The organism is Pseudoalteromonas sp. GCY, from assembly GCF_016695175.1.
In the GTDB taxonomy this organism is placed as follows: domain Bacteria; phylum Pseudomonadota; class Gammaproteobacteria; order Enterobacterales; family Alteromonadaceae; genus Pseudoalteromonas.
On record NZ_CP068023.1, the window covers coordinates 2,647,683 to 2,667,617 of the forward strand.

At 42.1% G+C, this 19,935-nt stretch carries 19 protein-coding genes; 3 read left to right on the forward strand and 16 right to left on the reverse strand.

All coding sequences use genetic code 11. The features are described from left to right. Positions 1–83: 83 nt before the first annotated feature. The 12 genes from JJQ94_RS17130 to JJQ94_RS24240 form a co-directional block, all read right to left on the reverse strand. Positions 84–263, reverse strand: coding sequence for a hypothetical protein (locus JJQ94_RS17130; RefSeq protein WP_099028903.1), 180 nt, complete (start codon positions 261–263; stop codon positions 84–86). A 219-nt stretch (positions 264–482) separates the two neighbouring features. Then, positions 483–998, reverse strand: a complete 516-nt coding sequence (locus JJQ94_RS17135) for an adenylate kinase (RefSeq protein ID WP_099028904.1) — start codon at positions 996–998, stop codon at positions 483–485. Positions 999–1,516: 518 nt separating this feature from the next. After that, positions 1,517–2,131: a LysE family translocator gene (locus JJQ94_RS17140; RefSeq protein WP_099028906.1), complete on the reverse strand. Its 615-nt coding sequence runs from the start codon at positions 2,129–2,131 to the stop codon at positions 1,517–1,519. 25 nt (positions 2,132–2,156) lie between these two features. Then, positions 2,157–2,711, reverse strand: a complete 555-nt coding sequence (locus tag JJQ94_RS17145; protein ID WP_099028907.1) for a GNAT family N-acetyltransferase — start codon at positions 2,709–2,711, stop codon at positions 2,157–2,159. Between the two features lie 74 nt (positions 2,712–2,785). Then, entirely contained in the window at positions 2,786–3,412 is a 627-nt protein-coding gene (locus tag JJQ94_RS17150; RefSeq protein ID WP_099028908.1) for an SMI1/KNR4 family protein, read from the reverse strand. Positions 3,413–3,490: 78 nt separating this feature from the next. Further along, complete coding sequence (locus JJQ94_RS17155) at positions 3,491–4,015, reverse strand: DUF4303 domain-containing protein (RefSeq protein WP_099028909.1); 525 nt, start codon at positions 4,013–4,015, stop codon at positions 3,491–3,493. A gap of 54 nt (positions 4,016–4,069) precedes the next feature. Next, on the reverse strand, positions 4,070–4,630 hold the full coding sequence (locus JJQ94_RS17160) for a hypothetical protein (RefSeq protein ID WP_099028910.1): 561 nt from the start codon (positions 4,628–4,630) through the stop codon (positions 4,070–4,072). A 436-nt stretch (positions 4,631–5,066) separates the two neighbouring features. After that, a complete protein-coding gene (locus JJQ94_RS17165) occupies positions 5,067–5,894 on the reverse strand; it encodes a PD40 domain-containing protein (RefSeq protein ID WP_099028911.1) in 828 nt (275 codons plus the stop codon). A 92-nt stretch (positions 5,895–5,986) separates the two neighbouring features. Continuing rightward, on the reverse strand, positions 5,987–6,226 hold the full coding sequence (locus JJQ94_RS17170) for a hypothetical protein (RefSeq protein WP_088530261.1): 240 nt from the start codon (positions 6,224–6,226) through the stop codon (positions 5,987–5,989). A gap of 86 nt (positions 6,227–6,312) precedes the next feature. Continuing rightward, positions 6,313–6,615 carry a hypothetical protein gene (locus tag JJQ94_RS17175; protein ID WP_099028912.1) on the reverse strand — a complete coding sequence of 101 codons (303 nt, stop codon included), beginning with the start codon at positions 6,613–6,615 and terminating at the stop codon, positions 6,313–6,315. Between the two features lie 88 nt (positions 6,616–6,703). After that, a complete protein-coding gene (locus tag JJQ94_RS17180) occupies positions 6,704–7,822 on the reverse strand; it encodes a serine hydrolase domain-containing protein (protein WP_236596504.1) in 1,119 nt (372 codons plus the stop codon). Positions 7,823–8,110: 288 nt separating this feature from the next. Further along, positions 8,111–8,311 (reverse strand): hypothetical protein, encoded by a 201-nt coding sequence (locus JJQ94_RS24240; protein ID WP_236596505.1) that lies wholly within the window; start codon positions 8,309–8,311, stop codon positions 8,111–8,113. Positions 8,312–8,970: 659 nt separating this feature from the next. Here JJQ94_RS24240 and JJQ94_RS17190 point away from each other — a divergent pair. Next, positions 8,971–10,179, forward strand: coding sequence for a porin (locus JJQ94_RS17190; protein ID WP_099028913.1), 1,209 nt, complete (start codon positions 8,971–8,973; stop codon positions 10,177–10,179). Positions 10,180–10,311: 132 nt separating this feature from the next. Here the strand turns inward: JJQ94_RS17190 and JJQ94_RS17195 are convergent, their stop codons facing one another. Further along, on the reverse strand, positions 10,312–14,754 hold the full coding sequence (locus tag JJQ94_RS17195; protein WP_099028914.1) for a di-heme oxidoredictase family protein: 4,443 nt from the start codon (positions 14,752–14,754) through the stop codon (positions 10,312–10,314). A gap of 699 nt (positions 14,755–15,453) precedes the next feature. Here JJQ94_RS17195 and JJQ94_RS17200 point away from each other — a divergent pair. Then, a complete protein-coding gene (locus JJQ94_RS17200) occupies positions 15,454–15,732 on the forward strand; it encodes a hypothetical protein (RefSeq protein ID WP_099028915.1) in 279 nt (92 codons plus the stop codon). Positions 15,733–15,815: 83 nt separating this feature from the next. Here the strand turns inward: JJQ94_RS17200 and JJQ94_RS24445 are convergent, their stop codons facing one another. Beyond that, positions 15,816–15,989 carry an acetone carboxylase subunit gamma gene (locus tag JJQ94_RS24445; protein ID WP_201435431.1) on the reverse strand — a complete coding sequence of 58 codons (174 nt, stop codon included), beginning with the start codon at positions 15,987–15,989 and terminating at the stop codon, positions 15,816–15,818. A 107-nt stretch (positions 15,990–16,096) separates the two neighbouring features. Here JJQ94_RS24445 and JJQ94_RS17210 point away from each other — a divergent pair, with 107 nt between their 5' ends. Next, the gene (locus tag JJQ94_RS17210; protein WP_201435408.1) at positions 16,097–17,194 is read left to right on the forward strand and encodes an ISAs1 family transposase; all 1,098 of its coding nucleotides are present in this window, start codon (positions 16,097–16,099) and stop codon (positions 17,192–17,194) included. Positions 17,195–17,200: 6 nt separating this feature from the next. Here the strand turns inward: JJQ94_RS17210 and JJQ94_RS17215 are convergent, their stop codons facing one another. Both JJQ94_RS17215 and JJQ94_RS17220 read right to left on the reverse strand, forming a co-directional pair. After that, positions 17,201–17,548 carry an acetone carboxylase subunit gamma gene (locus JJQ94_RS17215; RefSeq protein WP_099032030.1) on the reverse strand — a complete coding sequence of 116 codons (348 nt, stop codon included), beginning with the start codon at positions 17,546–17,548 and terminating at the stop codon, positions 17,201–17,203. Between the two features lie 49 nt (positions 17,549–17,597). Beyond that, a complete protein-coding gene (locus tag JJQ94_RS17220; RefSeq protein WP_099032031.1) occupies positions 17,598–19,931 on the reverse strand; it encodes a hydantoinase B/oxoprolinase family protein in 2,334 nt (777 codons plus the stop codon). Between the last annotated feature and the right edge of the window lie 4 nt (positions 19,932–19,935).

Here is a 19,935-nt window from a genome sequence, read left to right on the forward strand (position 1 = left end):
AAAGAAAGCTCTGAAGGTCGTCCACCAGAGCGAAAGAAAATTAGCACGCCCGTGAAACTAATTCAAGCTTCACGGCAGACAAATTAAGACTCAATTAAGATTGTAAAAGAGCCAATATTGCCTAAAAAATCGCAGTTAGCCGTGACAGATAACACCTTCCAACCATCTTGCTCTATCTGCTCAATCTCTTGGTTGAGTAACTCAACGTCTGGTCCTGGCGAAAAAAAATGCTTTTTCTTATTAAATATTACAACTCTTCTCACGCGTCTCTCCATGCGCAATTATCAAACTGGCTAAGTATACAGCACAACAAAAAAGGTACAAAGGCAAATAATGGTTACGATTATATGATGATTTATCACCGTTTTAGTGAGGGTAAGACCGCTACAAGCTTTATTATTCATCAGTTCCAGCTCAAAAGACGTAACACCAAAGGCTGCAAATCAAATCAATACATTACTCACGTTTACCCTCAGGTGATATTACTTCGCATGTTGGCGTACAAAGCTATCAAGCGCCGCAACCGACTTAATCACATAGAGTGTTTTGGTTTGCGTGCTTTGCTCTAACTGCGATAAGAATTCTTCATTCCAAAATTGCGGGCAGCGCCTTAACGTTTTAATACTGGCAATCGTCCCTTTAAACACTGAACTGCCATCTGGCCAGCCTTCAGGCTTAGTGATCATGCTTTTTAAAAGACGTTTTATCACAAACCAATAACTCACTCGATATGGTAAGTCGATGTAGACTAAGGTATCTGCTGCATCTAAGCGCTGTTTAAACGCATCTAACGGGCCAAAGCCGTCAATGATCCACGCATCAGTATTCAATATGTTTTGATGTGCTTTATCAAAAGCGGCTCTGTCAACAAACTCGCCATTCGCTTGGTAGAGCATCGAGTCTAATTGATATAACGGGATGTGTATTGCCGCGGCCAGTCCTTTACTCGCCGTAGACTTGCCGCTTCCCGGTTTACCAAAAACTGCTATTTTCTTCATGTAACCTCCTTGCTGTGGCCCCACAAGGCAGATACAAAAAAACCCACCTTACTTTGGTGGGTTCATTAAAAAGCACACAAAACCACCACTCCTAAGGAATGGTAATAATTCGTGTACTTGTGAGAAATAGTTCTATATTCATAACGATACTTTCACGTAATGATTAGGGCCTGTTTATCTTTCAAGTTTGTTTTTGCAGCAGTTTGATTGGTATTTATACAAGGCAGAGCCAGCGTAGCATAGTCATTCTATGTGAGTCAGGCGATAACACAGTAGAAATGCCAATCAAGCGCTGCCCTTCGGGTTCACCTGAGTGCGCTTTGTTCATTGTTGCTCAACTTTTGCCTAGATTACTAGGCGGCAAGTCGAGCGTCGCGACCAAAACACACTCAGGAGAACAAAAGTCAAACAGCAAAGGTCAACAGGCCCTAATTATTGTCAAGCACACGCAAGGCCAGATGAGTGAATTGAGAAGTAGCATCACTTTGTGGGCTGGCGAGTCACTAACTTTGGCATCGCTACTGTCTACTCACCAGTAAGTTGCCGCCAGATAGCGCCAAAAATGGAGCACATGCACGATTAAAACGTTTAACCAATTTAGGTTTACTAAACCACTGCCTTAGATATAGCCCAATAACAGCGTACATAGCGATAGCCACTATTTCCAGAACGAGAAAAGTAGCTCCCAATAGTGAAAATTGCTCTGTCACATTTTTTGCAACGTCGACAAACTGAGGGAGAAAAGCGGTAAATATCAAAATTGCTTTTGGATTACCCGCTGCAAGGGCGAATTCTTGTTTCATCAGTCCGATAATGCTCAGATTGCGGACATCATCTGAAACTGGACTAACGTCTGAGCGCCATAAATTATAAGCAATCCATAATAAATAGAGCGCGCCACAAATCTTAATGGCTAGAAACAATATTTCCGACGTATACAGCACAACTGCAAGGCCTGACGAGGCAAGCGCTATCATCACACAAAATGCGGCGAGCCTTCCAAGTCCTGCAAGTAGAGCTATACGAAAACCATAACGACGTGCATTATTTAGCGCTAAAAGATTATTTGGCCCTGGAGCCATATTCAAGGCAAAGCACGCTGGGATAAATAAAAGTAGTGTCCAGATGTCCATAGTCTTTCCTTTAAAAAATATTGGTTCAGCGATTAAATTCTGACTTTAATAACCCAAAGCACGTTAGGTCGTGAAATTGTTCTTTCCAATATCCACTTTGTCGTCTAACCCCCTCAGCTTTAAAACCTAGCTTTTCTAACACAGCCTCTGACGCATGATTTCCCGGCACCGTATCTCCTTGAATTCGATTCAGTGCGCCACATGCTAGTAAACCACCAAACGCTGCGGTGATAATTTGGTGTAATGCTTCCGTGGTATAACCCTTTCCCCAAAATTTCGGCATCAAATCATAACCGATAACTGCATTTTTCATCGCTGAGTTCCATGAGTTAAAACCACATGTACCTATAAGCTGCTCAGTGTCTTTTAATCGGATAGCCCAACGGATCCCAACACCGCTATCAAATCGAGAATGAAAGAAATCTATGAGTTTTTCAGCTTGTAATCGCTCACTAAACGCCTCTAAATCGTAGTATTTCACTACCTCTCGGTTTGAAAATAGTTCAAAAATAGCATTACTGTCGCATTCGGATAGCGCCGTAAGCTTCAAGCGTGGTGTTTCAAATTCTGGAAATTGCATATTGATCTCCTAAACATTCAAAACGCAACACAGAGATAACTTCAAACCGCGATAAATAGCATGGTGAAAGTTATCTATACTGCGCGAAATAGCACTTTGACTGCATCTAAAAAATGGCCGGATTGCGGTTGTTTAGTATTAAAACTTCTACCACCATCGTCTTCGACCACAATACTGTAATTACCTGACTCAAGTTCAGCGGTATACCACTGCATAAACTCAGAGAACGACTTAGCAATCACAAACTTTTCGTCTTCATCACGACCAAAGTTTATCACTTGTCCAACAGTGCCATTTTCGGCCGGTTCAAAATCTAAACCAAGGTAGTTGCCTGCCCAATCATGGGCAAACGGTACCCACCTTTTATGGGCATAAACTTCTTTGATAAACCCAGGAACATGAGAAGTTGAAAACATGCTCAGCTCTTTCATTCCCTCTTCACCTTGTGAATCGATGATTTCAGCCCACGAACACCATTCTTCATAAACTCTGTTCAAAGGTAAAAAGTTGAGTCCGTAAAATAAACCAGTATTGATCTCATCTTTCTGGCCGTTATGTTCGAGATACATCGCTTTCAATCGCTCAGGCAGTTCAACACCGAGCTTATTCTCTAGGCTTGCTATTTCACTCGCTGTCGCCGGCTGATTAAGATCACACATAAGCTCAGGCAATGTCGCCTGTACCCATTCCATCAAGTTCATTTTAATTACTTCCTTATCACTTAAATCTAAGAGTTAATTCCATTGATATTTAATTTACGCGTGTTTGCTCATCCGCCTTCAACCAAACCGAGCATGCCAATCATTGAATCGGTTCAGCAACTCTGCGCTATTTAGCTTATAATTTGCTGCGCTTTCAAGTTCCAACATATGCTCACTTCGGTCTGTACTTAGCACTGACAGAAAAACATTTTTGGCAAAGACGCCTTCTTGCCTCAACTCTAAAAGCGCCAATACAAAAGCGTTGAAAGTGGGGTTGATAATTTCTTCAAGATAATTTTCATAGAGCTTTGCATCTTCCAGTTCAAGGCGAGCTGCGAGTAAAGTAGCAACACCTTTAAAATGCACATCCCTATCGCTTAAATCCCACTCAACGGGAAAGAACTCAAACTCAGTATTATCATCTTGTGAAAGCCATTGTTGTGTCATGGCAACGTGATAGAGCGTCATTACACTGTCATCAGTACATAAAGCATAACCGAGCAACTCATCTGGCTGGTGTATACGTTGGAGGTTTGTAAAAGTAGTTTTTACGGCATCTTTGACGAGACTTTTCAACTTATCAAAGTCAATCAAATCTGACATGGCACAACCTCCATACACTACACTCTGGATAACACACCAAACAGATCCGCAGGCTTATTTATCTGCTAATGACATCGACCCAACTATTTTGCCATTTTCGATTAAAAAGAGCCTATTTGCGATAGGTGCGTTGCCGTAACTATCATCGTTCCAAGCTTCGCTATGTAAATAAATAAACTTATCCAATAAATCGTGCGATGCGTCTCTGGATACCACCATTAATCCGGTACGTCTCGCTATTGAGACAAGTAGCTGTTCGGCATCTAGCATTTCGTGCGCTTTCAGCATTTGCGTTTGAGATAAAATCGCTTCACTACTAAAAGACTCACCGCTGGCAGTTAATACTTGGTTGTTTAGCACTGCGGACGGGACAAAGGTTACATCTAAAGCATCAATATTTTGAAAAGCCTGTGGAACTACCACATTTAAATCGACCTTTTGACCATCTTGATGTGTTAAAAAAACGAAATTATCTGGGGTATCATAACCAAAACCAATCACGACTTCTGGGTCATCTTCTGGGCCAATTAATACTGAATAAACCGCACCGTATTGAATACCAGGCCAATCTCCAGCCTTAATAATGGGATAAATTGTTCTATCCTTTAAGTCCATTGCTATTTCCTTATCTAGTTGTTTGGTAAAGTAGTTTCTATTGGCATGTCTGCAACAACATCTCCCGAAAACGCAGCTACCAATAACAGTATTAAAAAGACCTTCATAAAAATTTAAGCCTCAATCAAGTATGACGTACTGCGTAATTGTCGGTTCGAATGTGTTCGTACTTATGCTGACAGTCGTAAGGGAGATAAATAGACGCACTAGATTTTTGGATTTATTTTGCGATATCCATATCATGCTATCTAAATACGATACTATTCTCAGCAATCCCTGGCAGTATCCATGCTTTTTTATTAAATCACCTTTGTTCCTTTTTTCAAGGTAATTTTATTAGACCATTAATAAAAAATTCAGTGATGTAGAAAAAGGCATGCTTGCATGCCGTTTAGTCTAGGTTTTTAGTGGTAGTATAACCAAGAATAACTGAGCACTAGCGTGTTGGTCTCAGCGTTTCAATAACCTTCGCATCCATCCAGTATGGATTACCTTCCCAGTAACTCGTGCCGTCTTTTTTGACTTTTTTGTCACCTCGCCAAAAAAATAAATATTTTCCGTCTGGTGATACTTTAGGACGTTGCTCGTACGCAGCCGTATTAATCGCATCTCCCATATTTATTGCGTTCGTCCACGTACCATCTTGGTTACGAAAACTAATGTAGATATCAGGCGTGTTTTCACCTTCCTTTTCAGCATCCCACATAATATAAGACTCATCTGGCGCGATGTAGGGGTGAGCAATGTACTTTCCTTGATTAATTGCTTTACTCATTTTATGCGGTGTTTCATATTTGCCGTCAACAAGCCGCGAATAACTCAAATACCCACTGCCGTCTTTCAAATCTAAGACATAAAAGTAGTGTGTCCCTTTTGCTGAGGTAGTATAACCTCTGATTGGAATATCTTTAAAAGGCTCGATGTTTTGTATGTGTGAAACCGGTGGGCTAAATTGCTCCTGATATGCTTTTATGTCTGATTCGGGTATCGATTTTTCAATCCATTGATTGTTTTTATATTGCATCACAATCCATGTCGGTTTTTGGTATTTTCCACCAGAGCGAGTAAAAGAAAGCTCTGACATATCTGGCAAAAACAACACTTCAGTCTCGCGGTGCTCATCCGTAGAAACGACACCTGGAGCAAATAATTCGGGTGTTAATCCCGGTGGCTTTTGTCCTAAATCGTAATTGTTTTGGGCATAACTTTTACTACAAATTATTAAGCCGCAAAATAAAGCAATTGAAATGCTCATCTGCTTCATAAACTATCCTTTTATTAGAGCCTTTAGTTTTCAAGTAAACATAATTGCACTAGGAAACAGACAAATCCAAGCACCTTTACAAAACCTGACATTTACACCGCAAAGCCGCGCCATTGCGGCATCAAAAGGCCTGCAATAAACCAAGGAACTTGTAGTACGAGAATACACAGTGCATACAAACGCAACTGCTCAGCAGTCCATAGCGCAGCAAACCATCCTATGATAAAGAACGACTTCCACCCTTCTATTTTTTCAGCTCCACCAAAATTTAAAATCCAAAGCCAAAATGCCGCAAGTGTGACATGAGAGAGTATCCATGCAAGTAAACTCATATCTTATCCAACTACTAACCCTGATCCAAAAATCAGTAACTTAGCGCCCAACCCTCTGCGAAAGTTACCAATAGTAATTTTGGTTATTAGTTTTCTTTCTCACTCGGGATGAAAAACTCAACTTTACCACAAGCTTTACAGGCAAACATATCAAGTGCTTGTCTACTAACAAGTAATTCACCCAAGTTACCTAAAGCCCCCCATCGTGAGCCTTCATGAAACTCTTTGGAGCCCAATTTCACCATAGACGAGTCACAACGAAGACATTGTAATGGCGGACTTTTTAATTCTGGTAAGCTCTCTTTTCCTTTCTCACAACCACAGTTCCAACAAACTTCAAAGCTTGTTTCTTCAATCTCAGTGCTACAATTTTTGCATTTCCAACTCATGATACCTCCTAGTAAATTCTTAAATCTGCAAAGGCGACGCTCAACATATCCAATATGGTCTGCCATACTTTGAAACTACATTCGCTTGTTATTTTGACTGCCCAGCTTGCTCATACTTTTCAACAATCGCATTGGCAATATCATTTAATTTCCCTTGAGTGTTGTTCGATGAAACATTCGTGGCAATAAATATTCCTAACTTCTGCTTTGGATAAAGGGCAAGCCAAGTTGAAGTACCCATAGAACCTCCGCTGTGATAGAACATAGGATTAGCTGAATGATACTCGTATGTATTCCAAAAAAATGCGTGACCATGTTCACTGCTACCTTCTGTCAATAAGGTGCGCGACAGCAGTACTTCTTCTGCTCGGGTGCTGAGCAAATACTGCATATAATCGGCAATTGAAGTCGCAGTAGATGTTAGCCCACCTTCAGCGAACGAGTGTGGACTGAGTAATGGTGCGATTTTGCCGTCACTATCTACCCCTCTCGTTATTTTACTTATCTCGCTGGGGTCCAAACGAAATCTTGTGTGTTCTTCACCCGATTGTTCCGTGATCAATTGCGCAACTAGTTTAGATAATGGTTGGTTATATACTTTTTCCAGAATATATCCGGTCAGGTTTGCGCCGACATTGGAGTATTGAAATGTCTCGCCAGGCGTTGAAGTAAGTTGGTATTGAGCTAAATCTTCAAAAAACTTCGCTTTTGAATAGTTAGAGAACAGCTCAAAAGCCTTGCCAGACTTTATATCTGCACGGGTATAAGCAAAATCTTGCGGTAAACCACTTCTGTGAGTCGCGAGATGGCGCAAAGTGATAGGTTTGCCTAGATGTTGCAGGTTTTGATAATCACCTTTCTGCAAGTACATCCTAATATCTGCATCTAGTTGCACTTTTTTATCTACCACCGCCTTGGCAAGCAACAACCCGGTATAAGTTTTAGTGATGGATGCAATTTCATACACGGTGTCATGGCGTGGCTTTGTACCATCAGGAAACTCGCCAAACTGTTTTTGATAGTTAAGCTTATCATTCACAATGGCGATGGAAGCAACTTGTGCATTTTCCTCAATCAGAAAATCTGTTAGTTTTTTCTCAACAAATGCGTCAAAGTCTAGTTTGCTATCGTTGTTGCAGGCGGTTAAAACCATCAAAAAGAGCATCAGACAAATTAGGGTTAATGATTTCACTGAACGTAGCTGCATATTTGCTCTGTCGCCTCGGTTAATTAGGGCCTGTTTATCTTTCAAGTTTGTTTTTGCAGCAGCTTGATTGGTATTTATACAAGGCAGAGCCTGCGTAGCATAGTTGTTCTATGTGAGTCAGGCGATAACACAGTAGAAATGCCAATCAAGCGCTGCCCTTTGGATTCACCTGAGTGCGCTTTGTTCATTGTTGCTCAACTTTTGCCTAGATTACTAGGCGGCAAGTCGAGCGTCGCGACCAAAACACACTCAGGAGAACAAAAGTCAAACAGCAAAGGTCAACAGGCCCTAATTGATGTATACCAATAGAAAGCTTTTATTTACTTCATTATCAACCAGTCGCACGGCTATTTTGGCGTTTTGCAGCGCTTGCAAGTCATCCTCAAACGCCTTTGCTAAAGACTCACGGGCTTGCCAAGACTTAGGTTGATATTCGGTGTAACGTTTCGCAACTTCTATCGCTTCTAAGACTCGGCCTAGTCTAATCAAATTCGTACTAATGAAGCCGAGCCTATTAACACTATTCCAACGCGTTGATCTTAGCAATATAGTAAAATTATAACGCTCTCTTAATTGGTCGTAGTTGTTATTAATATTTTGTAGAACATTACCAGATTTAGTCACAATATTGCGATACTTCTTTTCCTTTTTTAGGTCGTCTCCAACAACAGCAAAGTAAATAACCTAAGCTGCGGTCAGCGCACAGGCCTACTGGCGCTCACTTGTTTTCTTTAACTTTTGTAGCGCTTCTTGGTTTTGAGATGCCAATTTTTTTAACAAGCATTACTCAATCTCCCTTTTGTAGTTGTGTATCTAATTGGAAGACTACAGAAGTCTATCTACCAAAAACATGATGTTTTATTGATTTTTCGCTGAATTACACTTTTTCGTACTATTTAGCTGTCACAAAACGCAGATATTGCTATAAACCCTTACATTTATTGCGTAAAATAAATCAATAACCTCAGAACGCATACTCCCCTAACTCATTGATATTTAGACTCAATGAACAGGAAGTGAATAAATTTACCAAAAACCACGTTATTTTCTTGATATTTTTTCACTTTTGCCTGTATTTTAGCTTTGATAATCTCCATTTTTTAGCTAATTTAACCCTATTTAGCAACAACATTGAAACAAGGTAATTCATGAAAAGAACACTTGCTGCCACTCTTATCGCTAGCGTGACTATTATTCCAACAGTGAACGCTATCGAGATATTCAAAGATGAAAAGAATAGTGTCACGATTGGCGGCTTTATCGATGCTCGAGTTATTAACACTCAAGGCGAGACTGAGTTGGTAAACGGCGCATCGCGTATTAACTTTGACTTTAAACGCCAATTGAAAAACAACTGGCAGGCTTTCGCACTACTTGAATGGGGTGTAAACCCTGTTGGTAGTAGTGATATTGTTTACAGCAACCGCTTCGAATCGATACAAGATGAGTTTTTATATAACCGATTAGGTTATGTTGGGGTTAAGCACGATGAATACGGCCAAGTTACTCTAGGAAAACAATGGGGTGCTTGGTACGATGTGGTATACAGCACCAACTACAGCCTAGTTTGGGATGGTAATGCTGCAGGTGTTTACACCTATAATAAAGACGACGGCGCGATCAATGGTACTGGTCGTGGTGATAAAGTGCTGCAATACCGTAATCAATTTGGCAAGCTCAGCTTTGCGGTACAAGCGCAGCTAAAATCTGATGATTTTTATACTTGTGATGTCGTTGATATTTCCAGCAGCTCATGTGAAACCCTCTTTAATCAAGGGGATAGCGCTGCACAAATGGTAGAGTTTAATTCAACCTACGGCGCTTCACTAACCTATGCAGCGACCGAAAACTTAACCCTCACAGCCGGTGTTAACCGCGGCGAGTTTGATATTGTGTATGCTGCTGGTCGAAATCAATCGGTTAAAGATTTAATTTATGGCGTCGGTATTACCTATGGCGATTTCTATAAGCCAGGTTGGTATGCAGCTGCAAACATCAATAAAAACGAAAACCACGATACAGATAACTTAGGGCGCTTAATCAAGGATGCCGTTGGATTAGAGTCGCTTGTTAGCTACCGTTTTGACAATGACGTGCGTACATTTATCGCTTACAACGTATTTGATGCGGGCGATGACTATGTGATCCAACCAAACTTCAATGCTGACCCCAATGATGTTTTTAAGCGTCAGTTTGCCGTGATAGGCGCACACTACTTTATGTCTGAAGACACCATTTTGTACATTGAAGCGCGTAAGGACTTTAGTGACTTCTCAAGCGCCGATGCTGCGCAAGAAGCTCAAATGTCACAAACCGAAGACGACGGTATCGCCATCGGTTTCCATTACACGCTTTAAGATTAAGCATTGTAATAACAACTTCAAGTGCATCAAAGCTCATGACTTTCGTGAGCTTTGATGCACAAATTGATTTCAACATTCTGCCTGTGGCTGTATCTAACCAGAATACATGACACTGAAAGTGCAAATTTACAATGAGTTTAAAAATGCCAACACGGCTGATTTATCATTTGCCGACAAGCTTTCGTAAGCGACCCTCGCAGCCCGCGCTTCACCATCATGCCATAAAATAGCTTCTTCAATCGTTCGCGCACGACCATCGTGCAGATAGCTTGGCTCAGCGGTACAAAACTCATTGCCTTGCCCACCTAACACATTATCAACACCACCTGTCACACAAGCAGACAAACCAATCCCCCATAATGGCGCTGTTCGCCACTCAGCACCACTCGCTACACCTTCACCTAAGTTATCCGCAAGGCCGGGGCCCATATCATGTAGTAATAAATCGGTATACGGATGGATCGTTTGCGCGCGTAGCTCTGCAAATGGATGATACTCACTGGTTTCAAATGTTGCTGTATGGCAACCTTCACAACCAATTGAGGTAAAGCGTGCCTTTCCTAATTGCACCTCAGGGTCGTCAAGCCCACGCTGCGCTCTCACACCCAATAAAGCGATATATTTGTTTAACGCAGTGAGATGTTGATCAGACACTTCTACACCGCCACCTCCGCAGCTAGATTGTGATGCCCCACAGTCAGGATTTGGAAATACCGAGTTGGTTACTCCCATATCCGTATTAAATGCACTAGCAACTTGGTGTTTAATTGATGCCGCCGCAGCTTTGTAGCCAAAGCGTCCTAACCGTGTTTGACCAGTAATAGGATCGTTCACGCGCTGCGCTTTGCCCGAAATACCGTCGCCGTTACTGTCGTTTTCATCCGCCAAGGCTAACACCGCACTCTCTGGTATCGCTTCAAGTAAGCCCAAGCCCACCAGCTGAGGCGCGATACGGGCTGAATAGCGTGCTGGAGTGGTTTTATTAAATTGGTAATTGGGTGAACGCAAACCATTATTTTCAGTCCACGAGGCAATCGTTACGTCTCCCTCGCCTTGCGTCTCGGTATCTATGCCTGTGTTTTTAGGCTGTAACACATTCCCCAATAAGGGATGGGTGTTGCCATTGATATCGGCTACTTTAAACACCCATTTTGCCAATGAGCCGCCAATAGCTGGTGGAGCCGCACGACCATTGCGGACATGGCAAGCTGCGCAACTGTCGTTGATATAGTGTGGGCCTGACTTTCCAACCACCGCACTAAACACGCCATTTTCTCCGTTACGTTCATCGTGCTCACCATTAACAAAACTACTGTGGTGAACACGTCGCCCCTGAACAAATGCCTGTCCATTTTGGCTCGATAAATTGGTCGCCATTTGCATAAAGTGATTATCAGGCTCATTAGTGTAATTGTATGGCAATGTGGTTTTGCCTCCTAACCACCCCGCTTCTGCAATCGGGTAAGAATCTTCGCGTTGTGATGATGGATCAGCAAAGTCGCCAACGGTTTTCCATGGGACAAGCCCTTCACCTACCATGTATAAATACGTTGTACCATAATAATTTTCTCGTCCTTCTGGTGGCGCATCAAGAAATTGGCTAACTTCAAACTCCATGCGCTGACCAACTTCAAGAGGCAAAAAGCCTGCCGCAGGGTCCCAATTTAGCGGTCTGTAGTCATCAATGATCACTCTGTAACGATATTGATCACCTGAATCACTTATCTTATTAAAGTTCGTATCATAACTACCGTTATCAAGCTCAACGACCGCACCGCCACCAAAGTAATTACCGTGATACTCAGCAACTGTGCCTAACCCACGATACCAAGCACGAAATTCGCGCGCACCGAGTTTCCATTCTGTAATAAAAGTCACTTCAATACGTGAGCCGCCTTTAGCTACAAAATCAGCGATTTCAAATTGCGCAGTACGATGCGTCCAGTAATGCGATAAATAGTGATCATAGATTTGAAACTGATCTTCTTTTGCATGGCGGTCTCGGCCGCGATCAGCAAAACGCGTAATTAGTGCATCTCCACGGTCATAACTCACTGCTTGCTCTAAAGGTGTTGTTGAATCATAAAGTGGAACAATAGTGCCAAAGCTGATCTCACAACCTTGGCTGTCGACTTGGCGCCCCGTTGGTGTATTGGGACATTGGTCTAGATTATCTGGCACACCATCGTTATCGCTATCATTGTTAGATGAACCAGCGATATTGAACTCAAGCCAGTTTAGATTTAACTCGCCGCCCGCCATTTCAACACGAACGGTATGTACACCCTCATTTAACGTAATCGACGCAATATTTTGACTAATAAAAGTTTGCCAGCCACCCGTAGCAGGCACAACGGTACTGGCAACTAGATCACCATTAACAAGAACGTTATACGCTCCGTTACCAACTTGAGAGGCAACGCGTGCGGTCAAGTTATAGCTTCCCGCGCCTAAATTAACCTGATATTCAAGCCACTCTCCCGCCGACGTCCAACCTACGTTGTAACCACCGCCGTTGTCGCTGGTCAGCTCAATATCAACATCATCATTGCGATATTCGCCACCTGTATTGCCTGCATCGTTATCAAAATAGTTGCTGTAGTCTTCCGCTTCGATACGAAGTTGTTCAGTGATTAAAATACTACATCCATCAGTGTTTACCACATCCCCCACCGGCGTATTTGGACATTGATCGATACCATCATTCACGCCATCACCATCGCTATCGTTACCAGCTGAGGATTCTGAAAGTATATAGGCCTGCTCTGTGGTATCTACGACTGTTCCGTCTTCCTGTAGGTAAGTAAACCAAAAACTAACCACATCCCCCACTTCTAGCCCAGATATCGTCAGCTCATTGCGACCATTAATCACTTGCATGCGAACATTTTGCTGCACACCGCCGTTGACTCGATAATGAACATCCGCCCAGCCGGTAGTGTTAACATAGAAAGTTAAAGTATCCAGAGAAACCTGTTCCAATCCATCGGGTAAATTATTCAGTGGACAGCCATTGCCATCAACTTCTTCATTTGGTTGAGTATTTGGACACTGATCGACGCTATCCGCAACACCATCTTGATCGCTATCGACAGGCGCACTACCGCCCCCTGTCCAGGTAATATCGTCAATTGCCATTTGAAAAGAATAGTTAGGTTCTTGCCCAGCGACAGAGACAATATTGAAGTGATTTTTAATTGATTGTAATGCCACTAAGCTACCCGCCAACTCAGTGACCGGTATACGTACTTCACCCCATTGACCATCACGAACAAGGCCATACTGATTGGTGTTCGCGGGGAATGTGATCCAGTTCTCATTAGTATAAGTGTCAGCGATGCCAATTCTGAAACTCACATCCGCAGGAATTTTAATCTTAAAATTTAAGTAACCATCCCTAAAGTTGCTCATATCTCGCGCTTGGCGGCTTTGAATACCGGCTCCAAACCACTGCGCAGGCGAATACTGCCATGCAATCACCTCATTGCCTTCATAGGCAGGGGTATTACCCTGAGTGAGTGAGTTTTGGTTCCACACATAAATATCCGCGTTGCTTCCCGGCACTAACTGATTATCGCTTGGCCCCTCGCTAAAAACACCAAAGGTGCCAACTTCGGGCGCGGTGACATTGCCGCTGAACACTTCACCTTGACCATCTAGCTCATAAATACGCACATAATCCACCACCATTTTCCCAGGAAGTGGCGCGCTCACCTGTTCATTGCTAAGCGCGTCCGTAAATAACCCACCCACAGCCAAATTCATTAACAGATAAAATGGCGCGTTGAATTCGTTTGACTCTTCACTAATGGCAAACGGGCTATCGAACATATCATATTCGACCCCATTATCCTCAACCGTGAAACGGATCGTTTCTTCGGTCCAATAAGTACGATAGATAACAAAGCGGTTGGTTAAGGGGGTTGAGGACAAATGTGCATTATCGGTTTTGTATGCCACACTTGCTGCACAGGTTGGATTACCTTCATTACAGGCTGCGTCAGCATAAAAAATTAAGTTTGAGCCTGTATAGTTATTGCTTGGTGCTCCGGGAAAGCCAGCATCATTACGAGCGGCTTGAGATTGGCCCATCTCCATGATGTCGATTTCGCCTTTTGCCGGCCAGCTAGCTGTACTCGTCCCTAGCATCCAAAGTGCAGGCCAAAGCCCCGTGTCGACATCAGATACCTTCATTCTGATCTCTATCATGCCATATTGCACAGCAAGCTTATTCTTACTCTGGATCTTACCTGAGGTAAATGCCTTGTCGCCTATCGCTTGATTTTTTGCTTCAAGAACAAGGCCTTTGTTTCCCGCCTCGCCTACAATGTCGCTAATATAGACATTATTTTCACTGTACCACTGTAATTCTTGATTACCCCAACCACATATTCCTTGGTCACAACCGTCACCGACATCTATGTTCCATGTGTTGGTATCTAAATTATTAAAATTATCTTCCCAAAGTAAATTCCCCACAGCCGCGTTACTTTGCGAAGACGCACAAACAATCAGACTGATAACGCTAATGTTTGCGAGCTTTGCGATTAACTTGCTACTCGTTTTCACTTTATGTCTCCAAATGTAATGTATAAAACTGCTTTAGTGATCAACCACTAAAACACGGATCCTTTTAATCACTTCATAAACCGCAGAAATGAAAGCGCTTACATTTCAATCCATAACAACCCCGAACAATTGAAAAATATAGCGCTTTTCAAACACACGAGCTTTACTACACACCTTTCAGCGCGATGTAATCGTATGTTGAATATTAAACCTAGCATGTAAGCGCTTACATTAACAAGAAAATAACAATAATTGTTATATTTTTTACTTTTATCAATTGATAGACTAACGATAAGTTGCGGGCCTTTATAGTCAGTGGTGCGGTAATAGCTGCAGTAGATTACTCGACATACAGAGAACGAAGCATTACCTGTATGGAAGCAGATAAGAGGATCCACTACCTCACCACTTATAATATATAGCTATTTGTTATATGGTGAATATCAACACCTGATCATTTTATGTTCAATCTATTTTCTAAAAGCGCTATAGTATTCAGTGTTACATGGCCTCATTTAATCAACTAGTTAAAGAGCTAAGTCAATAAAACAATATATGATGATTAACAACGCCCAGCTTGCTTACAAACAACATTTGGCACTGAGCTAGATTAGTACTCAACACCTGTCTATAAACTAGTTTTATTGATAAATCTGGCCACAGTATAAGCTTCTTTAAACCACGCAGAAGGCAATGATTATGGGAACGTATAAAACAGACAGTAGCATCAACAGAAGTCATGGTATTCTTAAGACACCACAAACAGAAGCGGAATTTATTCGCATTTTAAATCATTTTGTCGGTCGTCATATTGAACTGGCTCTTGCACACTTCGGCAATCCAAAAACCGTCGTTAAGCACACTGACAAAGAGAAAAAAGTTTACTTTTCAAAATCAGCTATCAGTTTTAATAGCAATTGCGGTTTTACTATTAATACTCTAGGCACTATTTGCGATTATTCCTTTACTCGTATCTAGTAAAGAGAAAAGAAGCTTATAAATAAGCTTCTTTAACTTTTTAAAATTATATTTTTACATTAATAACAATTAAGTAAAGAAAATTAGCAGGCCATTTTTGGAACTGGCAACCCTACCCACTCATAAAAAGCTTTTATATCGGGCTCAAAGTCATGAATTACAGGATACCACGGAGTCGGTGCTTCGACATCATGCATCACACCGCATTGTGGACAATAGTATTCTCGATATACTTGCCATTTAGGATCAGGCGCCATTAGTAAAGGGTAGACCCACGGCGGGATCACACTTTGTAAAAAGGCTTTAACACTCGGTCTTTTTCTGATCTAATAACGCCCACATTATCACTATCTACTTGTTAATTATGTCGTTATTTAGCCACCTTGAACTTGTTGAAGATAAGCGTTCTTCTATCAATCAACATCATGATCTTGCTGATGTTTTGTTTCTTATCATCTCGGCGGTTTTATCTGGTTGTGAAGGCTGGAAAGATATCGAGGTGTTCGGGCACAGTAAACTGCCTTGGCTCAGGCAGTTCAGAGCATTTAAGCACGGTATTCCAACGCGACATAGCATTGCACGTATTCTTAAAACAGTAGAAACTGACTCTCTGGTTTTGGCCTTGTTCAGTTGGGTCAACGAACAGCGCTCTCAGTCTGGTAAGCCAATTATTGCGTTTGATGGCAAAACCCTGCGCGGTGCCAGTAAAAAACGTGAGGATAACTTACATTTGGTGTCTGCTTTTGATTGCGAGTCTGGTTTAACTTTGTATCAGCGAACGGTAGAAAATAAGTCCAATGAGATACCGGCAGTTAGGGCCTTATTAGATGTGCTCGATATTTCAGATTCTATCGTCACACTAGACGCACTACATTGTCAGAAAGCGACACTTTCAGCATTGATTTCAAGAGGGGCTGACTATCTGGTTCAGGTCAAAGCAAATCAGAAAACACTCTATAAAGCAGTCACTTCATGTTTTGAAACAGCCTTTGAAGAAGAAAAGAATTTGCCTGAAGATGTACAAGTCAGCAATGGTCATGGACGTCAGGAAACACGCATCACTTATGTTCTGAAGGCCGACAATCTGCCTGAAGAGATAAGAGAAAAATGGCCTGAACTCACTTCGCTAGTCGCGGTTGAAAGACACAAAAAATCCGAGTCGATAACAAAAATAGACACGCACTTTTATGTCACTTCAGTTGAGCCTGATGCACAGATGTTACAAAAAGCTATCCGCCACCATTGGCACATCGAGAACCAGCAGCATTGGGTACTGGATGTGGTGTTTAAGGAAGATGCTTGCCAGATCAGTGAGCCGATTTCGGCGGAAAACATGGCGCTGTTCAGACGGGTCGTTCGCAACTTGGTAAAACAGCACACAGGTCGTAAAGATTCGATACGTGGTAAGTGCGTTCGGGCCAGTTTTGACGATGAATTCAGGGCAGAGCTTATCTTCGGTTAATGGTCGTTAACGAAGTATGCTCTCACCCTGAGGGTAGACCTCTTTAAACTTTTCGGGTTCATCGCGTACATAGATCAACGCATTCATTTTCCAGTTTTCTTTATAAGGCCCAAAAACATAGCCACAGCTACATTTATTGAGCAGTTTATTTTCTTTTGATTCTACAATATAAAGATGTGGGCCAAGAGGGAGAATAATTTTATCAGACCAACTGACCTTCTCTTGCAAAACACTAATATAATTTATAAACCGATCCTTATCCTTGGGCATAAATAACATTTTTCTGACTGTTTCCCAGTCTAAGTCACCATCCACTAAATCAGCGACTTGTTTACGTGTATATGTAGTAGACATAATAACCTCAGAATTAGTTTAGTGGCGGAATGTATTCCGCCCATTGCGTTTATTGCTCGACCAAAACGACAGTACTCACATCTGGCATTTGACTTAAATCCATCGCATGGGTTGCGCCAAAGCACGGCACACCAAGTTCTTTCTCAGTAACGATCCATTCCTCGGGTAATTGCCAAAACTGACGAAATTTATCTAGAAATGGTTGCGATAACTCAAAGCTAGAAGCAAACATCTGTTTTACTTGTATTGATGCTTCTTTTGCGAGAATACGTTCTCGCTCATCAGACACCCATGCTTTGACTGGGATCCCTCTAGCCAAACGCTCCAACCGCATCTGCTTTTGGCGGATTAATGTTTGCTGCTTATCTACTACAAAATCCCCTTCTTCATTGCGACTAAATATCGCGCCATAGACCTTTTGCGCAAACTCTTCAAGCAACACATTATCATTGAGATCCTTTTCAATATGCTCAATACGTCTATCAAGAGGATCGCCAAAGCCTGGTCCGCCGCGCAAGTAATTCAAATATAAATCACCATTATTGAATATTGCCTCCGTGGTTATACATTGCTTATCTCGCTTTATACTTGCGCCTGGTTCGAGGTGATTTTCAAAATCAGGGTAGTCAGGGTTATAATCATGCCCAAGAGGTAAGGATTTACCTTCCGCTATACGTTGATGCAAACCTGTTTCATGTGCCTCAAATCGGTAACCCGTTGCCGAAGGATAACCTCCCATTAAGCCCCAATCGCTGTTCATATAGCCATTACCCATAAAGAACATGGTCCAATCTGCTGAGTTATGTACCATACGGAGCGTTTCAAACCCCATACCACCACGGTATTTACCATAGCCGCCAGTATTCGATTTAATTGCTCGTCCCATATAAAGAAGTGGCTCTGCAAGTTCCCAAATTTCGCAATCTCCCATGTCTCCCTCTGGATTCCAAATAGCAGCAGCATGGTTAATACCGTCTTTCACAGCACAAGCACCCGTTCCACAAGCCGCCGTCTCAAAGCTGTTAACCGCATGTATTTCTTCTTCTTGATTAAAGCCTCCACCTTGCATCCAATTACAGGGATTAGAATTACCTGCATTCACTTCTTCCAAATAGCCACGCGCAAAATAACCACGACTAATAACCCGCCATAATGAACTCCACGATGACACCAAAAAATGCCAAGAGTCTGCATGGGCTGTGCGGCGATCATTTGGATTTGTCCAAGTCCCTTTTGGCAATCTAAATTCAGTCGCATACATAGCGCCATCATTAATACGCTCTGTCGGCACGAGAGTTTGTGTCATCATCACCCAGATACCACTAGTGAATGCGGTAGGATTTGCATTGTAGGTATGCCACCCCCAACGGCTGCATCCTTCAAAATCAAGCCGCCAAGTCGCATTTGGCTTGATGGTGATAGTGCAAGGTGCGTGCATAATGGTATCTACCTTGGCAAAAGGAGAGGGCAAATGAACATCCTCATGCATATAAGGTACATCCACAAAGCCAACGGTATGATATTTACCTGGAATAGTAATATCATGAATTCGGCTGACCAAACCTCGGCGGCCATCCTCGATAATTTCATGGGTAAATTGCATGTAGGTGTCTATGCCAACATCGGCAATAACCTCCTCAACAATATCGCGGATCATATGATCCCCCGCTATGCGGGTTTTTTCATCTAAGATCCAATATTTGGGGGTACGCACATTACGCTGGCTCTCATGCTGCCAATCCCGCATCGGCTTATCATTAACACCGGTTTTACGACAGGTAATTTGGATCCCATCGCCAAATCGCTGTACTTGCCCATTTGACATTGAGCCAGGTCCCACCGAACCGGTATCGATAACATGGGTTACCCCCCCAACCCACCCGACTAAAAAGCCTTCGTGGAAAATAGGAACGATGGTACAAATATCACAAGGATGAACATTACCTATTTGACAATCATTGTTAGTAAACATATCTCCAGGATTAATACCAGGATCTTCCTGCCAATTATTTTCTATCATGTACTTAATGGCGGCTCCCATAGTACCTACATGAATAATAATACCCGTCGAAGTACAAACACAGTCTCCCGCTGTATTATAGAGAGTAAAACAGAGCTCTCCTTCTTGCTCAACAATCGGTGAAGCTGCAATTTTTTTTGAGGTTTCCCTCGCATTTACTACCCCGGCTCGTAGTTTTGAGAATATTTTTTCATATTTTATTGGCTCACTTTTCTTTAGTTTTAATTCTGTTAGACCATCATAGGTCCCTGTATTTTTCGATCTTAAATAAATATCATCCCTATTTTGTTTCAATGTTTTACCATTTGCTAAAATAGGTGTGCTTTTTTTCTGTTGATTTAGATTCACTACTGGGATATTCATAATA

What these genes read in the sequence shown, in the direction of transcription:
- JJQ94_RS17135 (WP_099028904.1), bottom strand. Translation starts at nt 998, where the DNA reads ATGAAGAAAATAGCAGTTTTTGGTAAACCGGGAAGCGGCAAGTCTACG.
- JJQ94_RS17140 (WP_099028906.1), bottom strand. Translation starts at nt 2,131, where the DNA reads ATGGACATCTGGACACTACTTTTATTTATCCCAGCGTGCTTTGCCTTG.
- JJQ94_RS17145 (WP_099028907.1), bottom strand. Translation starts at nt 2,711, where the DNA reads ATGCAATTTCCAGAATTTGAAACACCACGCTTGAAGCTTACGGCGCTA.
- JJQ94_RS17150 (WP_099028908.1), bottom strand. Translation starts at nt 3,412, where the DNA reads ATGAACTTGATGGAATGGGTACAGGCGACATTGCCTGAGCTTATGTGT.
- JJQ94_RS17155 (WP_099028909.1), bottom strand. Translation starts at nt 4,015, where the DNA reads ATGTCAGATTTGATTGACTTTGATAAGTTGAAAAGTCTCGTCAAAGAT.
- JJQ94_RS17160 (WP_099028910.1), bottom strand. Translation starts at nt 4,630, where the DNA reads ATGGACTTAAAGGATAGAACAATTTATCCCATTATTAAGGCTGGAGAT.
- JJQ94_RS17165 (WP_099028911.1), bottom strand. Translation starts at nt 5,894, where the DNA reads ATGAAGCAGATGAGCATTTCAATTGCTTTATTTTGCGGCTTAATAATT.
- JJQ94_RS17170 (WP_088530261.1), bottom strand. Translation starts at nt 6,226, where the DNA reads ATGAGTTTACTTGCATGGATACTCTCTCATGTCACACTTGCGGCATTT.
- JJQ94_RS17175 (WP_099028912.1), bottom strand. Translation starts at nt 6,615, where the DNA reads ATGAGTTGGAAATGCAAAAATTGTAGCACTGAGATTGAAGAAACAAGC.
- JJQ94_RS17180 (WP_236596504.1), bottom strand. Translation starts at nt 7,822, where the DNA reads ATGCAGCTACGTTCAGTGAAATCATTAACCCTAATTTGTCTGATGCTC.
- JJQ94_RS17190 (WP_099028913.1), top strand. Translation starts at nt 8,971, where the DNA reads ATGAAAAGAACACTTGCTGCCACTCTTATCGCTAGCGTGACTATTATT.
- JJQ94_RS17200 (WP_099028915.1), top strand. Translation starts at nt 15,454, where the DNA reads ATGGGAACGTATAAAACAGACAGTAGCATCAACAGAAGTCATGGTATT.
- JJQ94_RS24445 (WP_201435431.1), bottom strand. Translation starts at nt 15,989, where the DNA reads ATGGCGCCTGATCCTAAATGGCAAGTATATCGAGAATACTATTGTCCA.
- JJQ94_RS17210 (WP_201435408.1), top strand. Translation starts at nt 16,097, where the DNA reads ATGTCGTTATTTAGCCACCTTGAACTTGTTGAAGATAAGCGTTCTTCT.
- JJQ94_RS17215 (WP_099032030.1), bottom strand. Translation starts at nt 17,548, where the DNA reads ATGTCTACTACATATACACGTAAACAAGTCGCTGATTTAGTGGATGGT.
- JJQ94_RS17220 (WP_099032031.1), bottom strand. Translation starts at nt 19,931, where the DNA reads ATGAATATCCCAGTAGTGAATCTAAATCAACAGAAAAAAAGCACACCT.